We start from the raw sequence: 15,084 nt of genomic DNA on the forward strand, positions 1-15,084 counted from the left end.
AAATATTAAAGGGCTGACAATAATGACAAAAAAACGCCGCTCGCAGCATTGGTACGGCAAGCTGGACAAGGATGGTTTCATCCACCGGTCCTGGATGAAGAACCAGGGCTTTCCCGACCATGCCTTTGACGGGCGTCCCATTATCGGCATCTGCAATACATGGTCCGAACTGACGCCGTGCAATTCCGGCCTGCGCGATCTGGCCGAAGGCGTCAAACGCGGCGTGTGGGAGGCCGGCGGCTTCCCGGTCGAATTCCCGGTCATGTCGCTGGGTGAAACGCAGATGAAGCCCACCGCCATGCTGTTTCGCAACCTGCTGGCCATGGATGTCGAGGAATCCATCCGCGCCTATGGGATTGACGGCGTGGTTCTACTGGGTGGCTGTGACAAAACTACGCCGGGGCAACTTATGGGTGCCGCCTCGGTCGATCTGCCCTCAATCGTTGTCAGTTCCGGCCCGATGCTGAACGGCAAGTATCGCGGACAGGATATCGGCTCGGGCACGGATGTATGGAAGTTTTCCGAAGCCGTGCGCGCCGGGGAAATGACCCTGCAGGATTTCATGAGTGCTGAATCCGGCATGTCGCGCAGCGCCGGTGTCTGCATGACCATGGGCACCGCGTCGACCATGGCTTCCCTGGTCGAAGCGATGGGCATGAGCCTGCCCACCAACGCCGCGCTACCCGCCGTAGATGCTCGCCGAATGGCGCTGGCGCATCTGACGGGTAAGCGGATTGTCGAGATGGTGGATGAAGACCTCAAACCCTCGGACATTCTGACCAAAGAAGCCTTTGAAAACGCCATTCTGGCCAATGCTGCCGTGGGCGGATCGACGAACGCCGTGGTGCATCTGCTGGCTTTGGCCGGTCGTGTAGGCATCGACTTGACACTGAAGGATTTTGAGATCGGGTCGGATATCCCGCTGCTTGTGAACTGTATGCCCTCGGGCCAATACCTGATGGAGGATTTCTGCTATGCAGGTGGCGTGCCTGTGGTTTTAAACGAACTCAAACCCTTCCTACGACCCGCCAAAACGGTTCTGAACAAGGATATTTCGGCCCATTACGAAGGTGCAGAATGTTTCAACCGCGATGTGATCCGTCCCTTCAACGACCCAGTGAAACCTGCCGCAGGCCTGCGTGTGCTGCGCGGAAATCTGGCGCCGAACGGGGCCATTGTGAAACCTTCGGCGGCCACGGACGCACTGTTGGAGACCGAGGCTGTGGCCCATGTCTTCGAAAGCATCGAAGATATGAAGGCCAATATCGACAGGGATGACCTGCCGGTGACGCCCGAGACCATATTGGTGCTGAAAGGCTGTGGACCCAAGGGTTATCCCGGCATGCCCGAGGTTGGCAATATGCCGATCCCGGCCAAGCTGGTGAAGGACGGTGTGCGCGACATGATCCGTATCTCGGACGCACGGATGTCCGGCACCGCCTTTGGCACGGTCATCCTGCATGTCAGCCCCGAGGCGCAGGCCGGTGGCACGCTGGCGCTGGTCAAAACCGGAGACCGTATCCGTGTATCCGCTAGCAAGGGCGCGCTCGAGTTGCTGGTTGACCAAGTTGAACTGGACGCCCGACGCGCCGCATGGCAACCGGATGCTCCGCATTACACCCGCGGCTATGCCAAGCTTTACATAGACCACGTCCTGCAGGCCGATCAGGGTGCGGACCTGGATTTTCTTGTCGGCAAAGACACCCGCCTTGTGACCAGAGAGAGCCACTGATGGACCAACCCGCCACTTTCCACGACCTGAACGGTGCATCCGTCTTTATCACCGGAGGTGGTTCTGGTGTCGGGGCCGCTTTAACGGACGGATTTCTGGCGCAGGGTGCGCAGGTCGCCTTTATCGGGCGCTCCGACGCTAGTGCCTTTGTTGATGAGATGCGCGCCAAGCACGGGCGCGGGCCGCTGTTTCTGCAAGGCGACATGACAGATACCGACCTGCTGCGCGCCACAATGGCCAAAGCCGCCGAGGCCCATGGCCCCCTTGATGTGCTGATCAACAATGCCGCCAACGACAAACGCCATTCGCTTGACGAAACCACGCCCAAATTCTGGGACTGGATGATCGAGGTGAATCTGAAGGCGTATTTCTTTGCCTGCCAAGAAGCCGCACGTCAAATGCAGGACAAGGGCGGATCAATCATCAATTTCAGCTCGATCAGCTATATGATGGGTAATTCCGGTTATCCGATCTATACGACATCAAATGCCGGGATCACCGGGATGACCCGGTCGTTGGCGCGCGAGCTTGGCCCGCAGAAAATCCGCGTTAATGCGCTGGCCCCCGGATGGGTTCTGACACAGAAACAGCTGGACATGTGGGCCACGCCAGAAGATCTGGCCGCACATCTGGAACGCCAATGCCTAAAGGACCACCTGACGCCCGAGGATATGATCGCACCGACCCTGTTTCTTGCGTCGGAAGCCAGTCGCGCCATGACCGGGCAATGCATGGCCGTTGATGGCGGTGTTGTAGTAACAGGATGAGAACATGACAATCGAATGGATCGCTGTTGATTGGGGAACAACTCATCTGCGGGCATGGGCAATGCAGGGTGACACCATTCTGGACCAGGCTCAGTCCGCAAGCGGCATGGACCAAATTCCCCGGGATGGGTTTCAAAAAGCACTGCTGGACCTGATCGAGGGCTGGCTTGGCGATACGGTCATGGATGTGGTCGCCTGCGGTATGGTGGGTGCGCGTCAAGGCTGGGTCGAGGCTCCATATTCCGCTGTACCTTCGGTTCCTGTTCCCGATGCACCTGTCCGCGTTCCGGCAACAGACCCCCGTATCCGCGCCTTTGTCGTACCCGGGCTAAAGCAAACAAACCCCCCCGATGTCATGCGCGGAGAAGAGACACAGATCGCCGGTTTTCTGGCCCACCGGCCAAACTGGGACGGCATCATTTGCCTGCCCGGAACGCATACCAAATGGGTACAGGTCAGCGCGGATGAAGTCGTCAGCTTCCGCACATTCATGACAGGCGAAATCTTCGGATTGCTCAGCAATCAATCCGTCCTGAAACATACGGTCAGCGAAGGCTGGGACGACGCGGCTTTTGCCGAGGCTGTTGCGGATGCCCTGTCCCGACCGGAACAACTTGCCGCGCGCCTTTTCGGCCTGCGGGCCACTGATCTGCTGCAGGGTCAGGACTCCGGTGTCGCACGTGCGCGTCTGTCGGGATACCTGATCGGAGCGGAACTGGCCGCGTCCCGTCCCTATTGGTTGGGCCAGCAGATTGCCATTATCGGGGACCATAGCCTCTCGGAAATCTATGCCATCGCGCTGAAGCAGCAGGGTGCATTTGTTGAAATAGCCGACAGCACGCAATCTACATTGGCAGGTCTTTTGCAGGCCCGAAATCTGACGAGGCAAACCGCATGAGCCGTCCTATCATTGCAATTCTGCGCGGTCTGCAACCCACCGAGGCCGCCGAAGTCGGGCATGCCCTGATCGACGCGGGCATAGACCGGATCGAGGTGCCCCTGAACTCACCTGATCCGTTGACCAGCATCGGCATTCTGGCGGAACGTTTCGGCGATCGCGCATTGATCGGCGCCGGAACCGTCCTGACCATCGAACAGGTCGATGCGGTGGCCGGGGTCGGCGGCAAGCTGATCGTCTCGCCAAATTTCGACGCTGAGGTGATACAGCAGACTATCAAACTGGGCATACAAAGCTGGCCAGGCGTCTATACCCCGACCGAGGCCTTTGGCGCGCTCAGCGCAGGGGCAACCGGGCTCAAACTGTTTCCGGGCGTGATGGCGGGGCCCTCGGGCCTGGCCGCAATACGCCCGATCCTGCCCAAGGACGCGCTTGTCTTTGCTGTGGGTGGGGCGGGCCCTGAAAACTTTGCCGATTGGCTCAAGGCCGGGGCGGACGGGTTCGGGATCGGCTCAGCCCTGTATAAACCGGGAATGGCCGTTGCCGACATTGCAGAGCGCGCGCGAAAGATCGTCTTGGCCTATGACAAGGCCACCCAATGAGTGTCGTGTTTGACGACCGTCCCTGCGATCTGGGCGAAGGGCCATTGTGGCACCCGGAGCGCGCACAGCTGTTCTGGTTCGACATCACAGGCAACCGCCTGATGACCCAGAAGGACGGGCAACAGCAAAGCTGGCAGTTCCCCGAAAATGTCTCGGCCGCGGGCTGGGTGGACCAAGACACGCTGTTGATGGCATCTGAAACCGGGCTATGGCGGTTTGACCTGAAAACCGGCGAACGTGCCTTGGTTACCCATCTTGAAGCGGACAATACCGTCACCCGTTCCAACGATGGCCGCGCTGACCCCTGGGGCGGTTTCTGGATTGGTACCATGGGCAAGAACGCCGAACCCGGCGCAGGGTCCATCTATCGGTTCTGGCGCGGAGAGCTGCGGCGGCTGGTGCCGGATGTCACGATCTCGAACGCCATCTGTTTTGCGCCGGATCGCTCTTGCGCCTATTTCACCGACACGGTCACCAGACAGGTCATGCGCTGGAGTTTGGACCCGGAAACCGGGTGGCCAGAAGGCCAAAGCACCGTGTTCCTCGACCTTACCAAAGACCAGCTGAACCCTGATGGCGCGGTGGTCGATACGAGCGGAAATATCTGGATCGCCCAATGGGGCGCCAACCGCGTGGCTGCTTACTCGCCTGAGGGTCGGTTCCTGAAGGCAGTCGGTTTTGACGCGGCCCATGCCTCGTGCCCGGCTTTTGGCGGGCCAGACCTGACAACGCTGTTCTGCACCACCGCTCGCCAAGGGCTGGATGCGGCACAGATTGAAACCCAACCTACCAACGGAATGACCTTTGCCGCGCCCGACGCAGGCAAAGGTCAGGCAGAACACAGAGTCATCCTATGAACCCCAAACTTGGCGTTTGCTATTACCCCGAACATTGGCCAGAGGTGATGTGGGCGGACGATGCAGCACGTATGGTCGAAACCGGCCTGACATGGGTACGGATAGGCGAGTTCGGCTGGAGCCAGATGGAGCCCACGTCTGACGATCTGCACTTCGACTGGCTGGATCGCGCGATCGAAACCTTAGGTGCTGCCGGGTTGAAAGTGGTGCTGGGCACGCCAACAGCGACGCCGCCACGCTGGATGCTGGACAAATACCCGGACATGCTTGCCGTGGATGCGCAGGGTCAGCCGCGCAAGTTCGGCTCTCGCAGACATTATTGCTTTAGCCATACCGGGTATATCGAAGAATGCGTTCGGATCGCACGTGTCATGGGCGAACGCTATGGGCGCAACCCGCATGTCGCTGCATGGCAGATCGACAATGAATATGGCTGCCACGACACCACTGTCAGCTATAGCCAACCCGCCCTACACGCCTTTCAAAACTGGCTGGAAGGTCAATACAGCACGATTGGAACCCTGAATGCAGCGTGGGGAAATGTGTTCTGGTCAATGGAATATGACAGGTTTGATCAGATCGACCTGCCGAACCTGACAGTAACAGAACCCAACCCGGCCCATGTTCTGGCCTTCCGGCGGTTCAGTTCAGATCAGGTGGTGGCCTTCAACAGAGCACAGGTCGAAGTGCTGCGGCCCCTGACCGATGCGCCTTTGCTGCACAATTACATGGGGCGTGTGCTGGATTTCGACCACTTCGCAGTGGGTGCCGATTTGGATATCGCCACATGGGACAGCTATCCGATCGGGTTTCTATCTGACCGGCTTGAGGCGGATAAGGCACATAAGTCGGCCTTTCTGCAGCAAGGCGATCCCGACATGCAGGCCTTTCATCACGATCTGTATCGCGCTGTGGGGCGCGGGCGTTGGTGGGTGATGGAACAGCAACCCGGCCCGGTGAACTGGGCCCCTTACAACCCTGCGCCTCTGCCCGGTATGGTGCGCCTGTGGTCGCTTGAGGCCGTGGCGCATGGGGCCGAGGTGGTCAGCTATTTCCGCTGGCGGCAGGCGCCCTTTGCGCAAGAACAGATGCATGCAGGGCTGCTGACGCCGGACAACCGCTCTGCCCCGGCTTTGGCCGAGGCACGCCAAACCGCCGATGATCTGGCCGGGCTGGGAGCAATCACACAGGCCAGAGCGGATGTCGCGATCCTGTTCGACTATGCCTCGGATTGGGCCTGGGCGACGCAACCTCAAGGGGCTGGGTTCGACTATTTCAAACTGGTCTTTTCAACCTACCAAGCCCTGCGCCGGGCTGGATTGTCAGTGGATTTCCTGCCTGCGGATAACATCCCAAAGGCGGGATATAAGGTGATCCTTGCACCGGGTCTGGCGACCATCGGACCCGATCTGGAACAACGCCTGACCAATGGTTGTGATCTGGCTGTTCTGGGCCCGCGCTCTGGCGCCATCACGCAGGACTTTCAGATACCCGCAACTGGTCGCCCCGGGCTGACTGCACTGGATTGCACTGTCGATCTTGTGGAAACCCTGCCCCCTCAGGTGACCCGGGAAGTTGATGGTGGCGGCGCAGCCCGTCACTGGGTCGACCGCCTGTCAGGAAAGGCCCCGGGCCTTTTGACATTTCAAGACGGAACACCTGCCCTGAAAGGGACCGACCACATGTGGTATCTGGCCGGGTTCCCGGATGACACGTTATGGGATCGCGTGATCAGCATGGCCGCTGCTCTGACAGGCATTGCCTTGCATCCGATGCCTCAGGGTTTGCGGCGGCGCCAGACCGCCGGGCATACATTCCTGATCAACTACAATTCGGCGCCGGTTGAATGGAACGGCCGGATGATCGAAGCCTGTGATGTGTTCATTCAGGAAAATGACACGCCCGCCGAGGGGTAACCCCGGCGGGCGCAAACTGCGAGGCGCTTAGTTCGCCTGCAAACTGTTGGGATCAAAGGCACCGCCATTGCCCGAAGGCGTTTCAGTACCAGAATCCTCTTCTTCGTCACCCAGAGTATTCGGCGCAAACACATTGCCGAAACCGCTGTTATTCGAGGGTTTCGGGGCCGATTCCTGCGCACCCTCTCCCTCTTGCTCAGCCGCTTCCGCCTCGCGCTTTTTGCGCTGTTCTTCGCGCTGCTTGCGCAGCTCTTGAATACGCAGATCAGCTTCAAGGCGCTTTTGCTCTTTGACATCTGCGACACACTGAGCCGGATTGTAGGCGGTTGCGGTTCCGACCACAGTGATCGTGGCAACCGCAAAGACAACCAGCAGAACCGCAGCAAGGTTCCCGGCAAAGAAGCTGGGAAGCTTGATCTTGCCCGCCAGTTCCTCGACCGTGGCGTTCTTGCGTGCAGCAGCCACCAGTTCCTGTCGCTTCAGCTTGGCCTCGTTCAGCAGGGCAAAGAACACCGTCAGCGCCACGATGATGAAGGCCAGCGCCGAGATCGAGGGCGTGATGCCATAGCGCACCTTCTGCGCCAGTTCGATGGTCAGCGTCGGGTATTCACCAAAGGTGAAGGTGGTGGTGTTGTAGTTCTCAAACGAGGCCAAGAACGCCAGCACTGCCGCGCTGGCAATCGCCGGACGCATGAACGGAAGCATGATCTTGCGGAACGCCTGAGCATGGGTTGCACCCAGATCCAGCGCGGCCTCGGTCAGCGCCATATCATAGCGCTGCAACCGTGCCACCAGCACCAGCATGCAATAGCTGGCGATAAAGGTGGATTGGCCGATCACCGTCAGGAATATCCCGTTTGACAGGAAACTGTCGGCACCCAAGCCCAACATCCGGTTGATCCGGTCCCAGAACACCAGTGTCGAGATACCCAGAACAACGCCCGGGATCAGGATCGGCGCGATGATGACCGTATAGTAGGTCGCGCGCAGTTTTGGCCAGATCTGCGTCAGCATCAGCGCGCCCGCAAGACCCATCGCCACCGATAGAACCACCGTTCCGGCGCCGATGATCAGTGAGTTCTTGATGCCGTTCAGGATACGTTGGTCCTGAAACAATTCGCCAAACCACTGGAAGGTCAGACACTCCCACGGTGTCATCCTTGGGAATTCGGACGAGTTGAAGGCCGTGACCGACATGATCACCAGCGGACCCAGAAGGTACAGGAAGAACAGCACCAGGTAGACCCAAATGCTTACACGGAGGAAGGACAAATTCATTTCCCTATATCCCCCATATTCACCTTGAACAGGCGCATAACGGCCAGCACGAACAAGATACAGGTCACCAGCAGAACGATGGCGTAGGCGGCACCCTGCGGCCAGTCATTGTTGTCGTTGAACTGCTGATAGATCAGCTGCGTGAACCACAGGGAGGACGGCCCGCCCAGAATTTGCGGCGCGGCCAGCGCACCCGCGGACAGCATGAACACCATAGTACAGCCCGAACTGATCCCTGGCTTGGCATAGGGAATGACCACGCGCCAATGGATACGCCACCAGGGGGCTCCCAAATCTCGCGCCGCCTCGATCTGGTTTTTATCCAGACTTTCTATGACGTTATACATCGGGAAGATCATCAGCAAGATATAGGCATAGCCCAGCCCGGCATAGAGCGCGATGTCATTGCGGATGAAATCAAACGGCATATCCCAGACCCCCAGCCCAGTGAACAGCGTGTTCAGTACACCGGTTTCGCCAAAGATGATCCGCAGGGCAAAGGCGCGCAGGATCTCATTGATCCAGTAGGGGATGATCAGCATGATCGCAAAGATGCGGATGTGACTGCCCTTGGACTGACCCAGATAATAGGCGATCGGATAGCACAGGATCAGGTTGAAAATCGTAACGCATACCGCGGCCAGAAGGGTGCGGAAAAACACCCTCAGATCGACGGCGTTATAGTCCTGGCTGCCGCCTTCCGGGCCATAGATCAGGTATTTGTAGTTCTCCAGCGTATAGACATCTTTTGGCCCCCCGATCTCGGGCGGGGGCAGGTTTGGCCGGAATGAGAAATCCAGCATAGACAGCTGCGGCAGGATGATCAGGCCGATGGTCCAGAACAGGACCAAACCCAGTATCATCAGACCCATGCCAAGGCCGTTGCGGTTGAAGAATTCCTTCAAGAAATGGGGCATATCTTGGTCCCCTTATTCCGCAGCCAGCTCACCCGCTGGAACCAGAACCGCGTTATGGGTCTGATATTCCAGCGTGATGGTCTGACCCGTGTGGTCATCGAAAGATTGCCCCAGATTGGGCAGCGATACCTTGATTTCCTTACCGCCATCGCCTTCTGTGAAAATGTTGAAAGCGTTGCCTTCGAATTCTTCATGGTTCACGCGGGCTGTCACAAAATGGTCGCCCACTGCACCGTCCGGTGCAATCGCCAGCGCCTCGGGGCGAATGAACATCATCGCGTCATCGCCTTCTTTCAGCTTACCCTGATTTACAGTGGAAATCCGTGCAACCAGATCGCCGGATCGGTTGGTTGCAATCAGCGCCTCATCTCCCATGACTTGCTTGATCTTGCCGCGGAAAACGTTGTTTTCGCCAACGAACGACGCCGCAAAAGCCGTGTTGGGGTCATTGTAAATTGTCTTGCCATCGGCAATCTGGTCGATCACTCCTGCACGCATTACGGCGATATTGTCCGACATGGTCAGCGCTTCGCCCTGGTCGTGGGTGATGTAGATGAAGGTGATACCGACACGCTTCTGAATCTCGCGCAGCTCGGTGCGCATATGCTGGCGCAACTTCAGGTCCAGCGCCGAAAGCGGTTCGTCCAGCAGCAGTACATCGGGTTCGGCACATAGGGCGCGGGCAATCGCCACGCGCTGACGCTGACCACCCGAAAGTTCGCTGGGCAGCTTGTCACCCTGTCCCGGCAGCGCGATCATGTCCAACAGCTCATCGGCCCGCTTGCGGCGCTCGGCCGCGCTGGCGCCTTTGATCTCCATCGCGAAAGTGATGTTTTCCCAGACTTTCATCAGGGGGAACAGCGCGAGGTTCTGAAAGATCAGGGCAGTCGGGCGCTTGTTGGGCCCGATGCCGCGCATGTCATTACCACCGATCAGAACCTTACCCTCGCTGGGGTCCAGAAACCCCGAAACAGCGCGCAAAATCGTTGTCTTGCCGCAACCGGATGGTCCCAGGAACGAAAAGAAATCGCCCCCGTTTATGTTCACATTTGCGTCCCGCACCGCGACAAAATCGCCGAAACGGATCCACAGGTTTTCAAGATCTACACCGACCCCTGCACTCATTTTTGGTATCTCCGATTGATGCGCTTGGTGGTGCGCACCCAAATGGGTTCCGTCACGCAGTGGCGTGCGGGTTGGGAGCCCCCCGCGTTTGGCGGAGGGCACTTTTTTGAAAAGCTATCAGGCGCTTTTGAACTTGTTGACGAACTCGGTCCGGGTTTCCGCATACCAGGGCGCTTCGGCCGGCCACGGATTGAGGTTGGCCAGCGAGTCGCCCGGATAGGCTTCGGCGAAGTTCTTCTTGTAGGTGTCGCCCGAATATTGGTCGGCACCCAGAACGGGCGAGTTGTACCCGTGGCTGTCGATCGCAACACCGGCCGGTTTGGCCTGGTAGGCAAAGTCGATGAAGGCATAGATCTGGTCGATATTGGCAGCACCTGTTGGAATTGCCATACCATCAACCCAGGCCATCGCCCCCTCAACCGGAGCCTGATAATGCACAGGCTCACCTGCAGATTTAAGTGCCAGCGGCGGGCCATCCCATGTCTGGCCAACAATCACACCTTCGTTCAACAGACCGTTCTTCTGTGTGTCCGCGTCGTTCCAGATCAGCTTGATGCGGTTTTTACGTTCGATGCACCAATCTGCGATCTGACCCCAAACCTTGCGCATGGTATCTTCGTCGCCATAAGCGGCCCAGACGGAACCGGGCTCCATCTCGCCTGCGCGCTCCATGTACAGGCCTGCGCCCAGCATCATCGAGTGCGCGCGGCCCATGGTTTTACCTGCGTTTGCCTCGGACCAGACATCGCCATAGGACGGTGCATCACCTTCAGGCAGCCACAGGTCAGTCCGATATGCGATGCCTTCGGTGCCCCAGATATGTGGCAACCAATGCACACCGGAATCGCCAAAGTTCCAGGCATCTGTACCAATCGCTGCCATCGCCGGGTTCACCAGATCAATCGGAACCTTGTTCATGTCGAATGGCTGCAACAGCTCAAGCGGTTCCCACTGCAAAGACCGGTTATTGGTCGGCGACACGATGTCGAAACCCTGCCCCTTGGTGGCCTTCATCTTGTTGATGATTTCTTCGTTCGACCCGATACCGGTATAGTTCACCTTGATTCCGGTCAGTGTCTCGAATTCCTGCAAGAATGCTGGCGGCAGGTAATCGGACCACATCAGAATGTTGATCTCACCCGAGGACGCCAGCGCGCTTTTGCTGTACAGCGGTGCAGCAAGTGCTGCCGCCCCTGCGCTCTTCAAGATAGTACGTCTGGAAAGGTTTTTCCGTTCGGCCATATTCGATTCTCCCATAGTTGGACTTTCAGTCCTATTGTTATGCAATCACAGGCTAGAGGGTTGCTGCAAAGCTGTCAGTCCAAAAGGGACAGTTTGCAGAATTCATAGGTCCAGTTTGCAATCATGTCCGCAAGCTCTGGTTTACTTCCACTTCCAGACTGAGACACCATAGGATGGGATTTCTGAAGTACCAACAATATATTGCCGATTTTCGTCATCCGGCAGAACCTGTGCGGCAGCCCCGAAGTTGAACGCAAAGCCGAGGTCACCCCGCTGTGTAACACGAAGGTCCGGGTCACATTCCCGTATCGGAAGGCCCGCCCATGTCAGCGCTTTAATAAGGATCGACCGTAGCAACGGTCCGTTTGGGATCATCGCCAGATACATAGCCCGGTCCGATTGCACAATCGCCGGACTGCCAGCCTTGTAAGCACTTACGAAATGCGCGATTACCTGATTTTCGGTCTCGATGACTTCCCGCCAGCCCTTAAAATCAAAGGTTCCGGTGCTCTCGAGGCTTACGGATTCACCCGCCAGATCCGGCAGGGATTCGACGCGTACGACTTTTATCCCTGCAAGATCGGCCAACTCACCGGGCGCGAGATTTTCAGGGGTCCACATGTCCACAGTCTTGCTGCCCGCACGGGCACCGATCAGCAATTTGGCCTGGCTGTGGTGCAATCTCTTTGCCAGATCGGGCGAGATGATCATGTTTTGCGGCAATACGATCAATGAATACCCTGTCAGATCATCATCGGGACCAACGAAATCCAGATCGACCCCCAATGCACGCAGGCCAGCATACCAAACCCGGAAAATCCCGGCATTCGGGAATGCGTCATCTTGCGGCAGGATATCTGCAGCCCAAATGGATTCGTAATCCAACAGAATTGCCACAGCTGCCTTCTGCCGGGTGACTTCCGGCAGGGCAGCACGCTCTTGTGCAACCTGCGCCAGTTCCAGCGCGGCCTGATCCGGGCTGCCATCCGACCGCAGAAGCGCCGTGTGGAATTGTTCCTGCGCGAACTTCGCCTGACGCCATCGGAAGAACATCACTGCCTGTGCACCGTGGGCAAAAGCGGCCCACGTCCAAAGCCTGACCATCCCATCCGCTGGTGAGGGGTTCTTTTCGGCCCAGTCCACCGGGCCGGGCTGTTGTTCCAGAACCCACATTCGGCCCCTGCCCTGGCTGCGATACAAATCGCAGTGAAACCCCTGATAATCCGGCGCGCCTGTTCGCAGGTATCGACGTTTGTCTTCATCAGACAGTGACGATCCCAACAGGTTGCCCAGCGGATAGCTGTCAAAACCGACCACATCCAGATCCGCCGCAACAGCGTGATGGTCGAACTCAAAGCTGCCTGCCATGAAATTATGGGTAATATCGCGGCCCGGCGCAAACCTGCGCAGAATATCCGCCTGAGCGCGATTGAAATCCCGCACCCGGTCCGAAGAATAGCGGGCAAAATCCAGAGCATGGGTCGGGTTCGGGCTGGCCACCAAACTTATGGGCAGTTCGATCTGATCAAAATCGGAATAGAGCGACCCCCAAAACACTGTCCCCCATGTTCGGTTAAGCGCCTCAATCGTGCCATAGCGGTCTTGCAACCATCTGCGAAAACCGGTGCGAGCGGCATTGGAATAGCTCAGAACCGTATCGTGATCGTTATATTCATTGTCGATCTGCCAGGCACAAACAAATGGATTTTCGCCATATCGACGGGCATATTCCGTGGTGATCCGACGGGCCTCGGTCAGGTAGATATCGCTGGAAAAACAATAGTGTCGGCGCGACCCGAACCCACGCACCCGGCCATCCGGCCCCACTGGCAGGATCTCAGGGCAGTCATCCACTAGCCATTTCGGAGGTGCAGCCGTAGGCGTCGACATCATCACGCGCAAACCGGCATCGCCCAGAATTCCAATCACCTCGTCCAGCCAGCCCCATTCGAACCGGCCTCTTTCCGGCTCGATCAGGCCCCAGGTAAACTCAGCAATCCGAACCCAATCCAATCCCATATCGACCATGCGCTTAGCATCGTCGCGCCACAGCGATTTGTCCCATTGCTCGGGGTAATAGCAAACGCCCAGCTCAAGCCTGCTCATCGGTTTACCCGTGCGCTGCGGCGTTCGATCCATTTGAGGAAACTAGCGCAACCAAGCGTCACCACGACATAGAGGATCGCCGCTGTGTTGAATGGCGCGAAGGGCAGAAAACTTGAGGCCTGAAACTCGCGCATGCGTTGGGTCATGTCGCGAACCGACAGGATAGACAGCAATGAGGTATCTTTGATCATCGCGATAAACTCATTGCCCAAAGGCGGCGTCACGATGCGCAACGCCTGCGGCAGGATGATCAGCCGGGCAGTTTGCCAGCGGGACAGCCCAAGCGAGCCGCCTGCTTCGATCTGACCTCGTGGGATGGCCTCAATCCCTGATCGGAAAATCTCGGCCATATAGGCCGAATACCCTATGGAAATGGCGATGATGCCGCGAGTCATGTTGGTCATGTCGATGCCGCCACCTGTCGCATCCTTGACCGCACCGGCAAGCGGCAAGCCGATATAAAGGATGATGACCAGCATTGGAATGCCGCGAATGGTATCGACAAAAAACTCGGCCCCTACAGCCAGCGGATGCAGCTTGTGCTGTGCGCCTCCGACCGTCAGTGTCAGAAGCAAAAACCCAAAAACCGCAAAAGTCAGCGCCGGGTTACGAAACTTGTCTGGCAGAAAACTGGATTGCCAGATCACCGGATAGCCCTGCGTATGAATGCCAGCCGGAACAAAAGCACCAGATACGCTGTCGACGGTTGTGATCTGATCCAGTGCAGAGACGGCATCGGGGGCGCTGCGAATGCGATACTGTTGGCCTTCACCTCCGTCGAACTCTCCGAAGCGGATCAAATCCGCCTGGGCCTGCGGCGTACCCCGAACAATGGCAATTCTTGCTTCAGTACTGCCAACCAGAACAAAGCTCACCTTTGGTTGCATAAAAAAGAACGCCGACACGGCCAATAGTGTCAGGCTGATGGACCCATAGACAACGGTTGTCCGAGCTTTGGGCTTGAAGGACTGCAAACCGACCCAGACCAGACCCATAATGGCCGCAAAGATATAGGCAAAGATCGCTGCACGGAACGTTATCGCGACCCCGGTCGCAAATTGCCAATGCGCCAGAAACATCAGGTAAAACAAAACCAGCCCGGTCAGCAGTTCGAGTCCAATCTGAACATAGACTTTCATGGATTGTGGGAAACGGGCCGTAAGAGGGATCACCGCAACCACCATCGCAAACCCTACCAGCAGGGCCTGTAATCTCATTTGCACCTTTGCGACGATCTCGGGGAACAAGACCCAAGGTTGCGAAGATCGGTCAATGAACTCAGACGTGTTTTCGCTGAGCGCATTAAAGAAGACGGATTCCGCAAAGGGCATCAGCACCTGAGGCTGGACAAGTCCAAGGATCGCCAACCCGACCGAGGCCGGGATTGCCAAAACCGCCGCAACCCTCAACCAGTTCGGCGCTATCGTTTGAAACCGGATGTGGCGCGCCGAGAGATAGGCCAATATGGCCACAGCCAGTATCAGAAGAAACCCAACAAAAATGGGCCCCGCATTTTCACCAATCCCCAAAATGGCAACCAATGACCTCAGATATTTCGAGGATGAGGCAAACAGGTAGATGATGAACGGGGCAGCGGCGAGCAAAACAAGATTACTCGGCCGGATCGAGCTTAGGCGGATCATG

Annotated in this window: 12 protein-coding genes; 6 read left to right on the top strand and 6 right to left on the bottom strand. The window is 57.7% G+C overall.

The features are described from left to right. Positions 1-22 precede the first annotated feature (22 nt). The 6 genes from AC2FH0_RS06525 to AC2FH0_RS06550 are packed head-to-tail and all read left to right on the top strand — an operon-like array spanning position 23 to position 6,772. Positions 23-1,732, top strand: a complete 1,710-nt coding sequence (locus AC2FH0_RS06525) for an IlvD/Edd family dehydratase (protein WP_496701930.1) — start codon at positions 23-25, stop codon at positions 1,730-1,732. Next, positions 1,732-2,499: an SDR family NAD(P)-dependent oxidoreductase gene (locus tag AC2FH0_RS06530; protein ID WP_496691363.1), complete on the top strand. Its 768-nt coding sequence runs from the start codon at positions 1,732-1,734 to the stop codon at positions 2,497-2,499. The genes AC2FH0_RS06525 and AC2FH0_RS06530 overlap by 1 nt, the downstream gene beginning before the upstream one ends. Before the next feature lie 4 nt (positions 2,500-2,503). Then, the gene (locus tag AC2FH0_RS06535; RefSeq protein ID WP_496788867.1) at positions 2,504-3,397 is read left to right on the top strand and encodes a 2-dehydro-3-deoxygalactonokinase; all 894 of its coding nucleotides are present in this window, start codon (positions 2,504-2,506) and stop codon (positions 3,395-3,397) included. After that, the gene (locus tag AC2FH0_RS06540) at positions 3,394-3,999 is read left to right on the top strand and encodes a 2-dehydro-3-deoxy-6-phosphogalactonate aldolase (protein ID WP_496705173.1); all 606 of its coding nucleotides are present in this window, start codon (positions 3,394-3,396) and stop codon (positions 3,997-3,999) included. Before AC2FH0_RS06535 ends, AC2FH0_RS06540 begins: the two co-directional genes overlap by 4 nt. Next, complete coding sequence (locus tag AC2FH0_RS06545; protein WP_496691366.1) at positions 3,996-4,856, top strand: SMP-30/gluconolactonase/LRE family protein; 861 nt, start codon at positions 3,996-3,998, stop codon at positions 4,854-4,856. Before AC2FH0_RS06540 ends, AC2FH0_RS06545 begins: the two co-directional genes overlap by 4 nt. Beyond that, on the top strand, positions 4,853-6,772 hold the full coding sequence (locus AC2FH0_RS06550) for a beta-galactosidase (protein WP_496788869.1): 1,920 nt from the start codon (positions 4,853-4,855) through the stop codon (positions 6,770-6,772). The genes AC2FH0_RS06545 and AC2FH0_RS06550 overlap by 4 nt, the downstream gene beginning before the upstream one ends. A 27-nt stretch (positions 6,773-6,799) precedes the next feature. On the opposite strand, the gene AC2FH0_RS06555 is transcribed toward AC2FH0_RS06550, so the two are convergent. The 6 genes from AC2FH0_RS06555 to AC2FH0_RS06580 form a co-directional block, all read right to left on the bottom strand. Continuing rightward, positions 6,800-8,050, bottom strand: coding sequence for an ABC transporter permease (locus AC2FH0_RS06555; protein ID WP_142636150.1), 1,251 nt, complete (start codon positions 8,048-8,050; stop codon positions 6,800-6,802). Continuing rightward, positions 8,047-8,967, bottom strand: coding sequence for an ABC transporter permease (locus AC2FH0_RS06560; protein WP_271948748.1), 921 nt, complete (start codon positions 8,965-8,967; stop codon positions 8,047-8,049). The genes AC2FH0_RS06555 and AC2FH0_RS06560 overlap by 4 nt, the downstream gene beginning before the upstream one ends. A gap of 12 nt (positions 8,968-8,979) precedes the next feature. Continuing rightward, a complete protein-coding gene (locus tag AC2FH0_RS06565) occupies positions 8,980-10,092 on the bottom strand; it encodes an ABC transporter ATP-binding protein (protein ID WP_496788870.1) in 1,113 nt (370 codons plus the stop codon). A 117-nt stretch (positions 10,093-10,209) separates the two neighbouring features. Beyond that, the gene (locus tag AC2FH0_RS06570) at positions 10,210-11,334 is read right to left on the bottom strand and encodes an extracellular solute-binding protein (protein ID WP_496691368.1); all 1,125 of its coding nucleotides are present in this window, start codon (positions 11,332-11,334) and stop codon (positions 10,210-10,212) included. Between the two features lie 141 nt (positions 11,335-11,475). After that, complete coding sequence (locus tag AC2FH0_RS06575) at positions 11,476-13,473, bottom strand: beta-galactosidase (RefSeq protein WP_496788871.1); 1,998 nt, start codon at positions 13,471-13,473, stop codon at positions 11,476-11,478. Next, positions 13,437-15,083: an amino acid ABC transporter permease gene (locus AC2FH0_RS06580; protein ID WP_496788872.1), complete on the bottom strand. Its 1,647-nt coding sequence runs from the start codon at positions 15,081-15,083 to the stop codon at positions 13,437-13,439. Before AC2FH0_RS06580 ends, AC2FH0_RS06575 begins: the two co-directional genes overlap by 37 nt. Between the last annotated feature and the right edge of the window lies 1 nt (position 15,084).

Source organism: Ruegeria sp. CDSC051, from assembly GCF_059610665.1.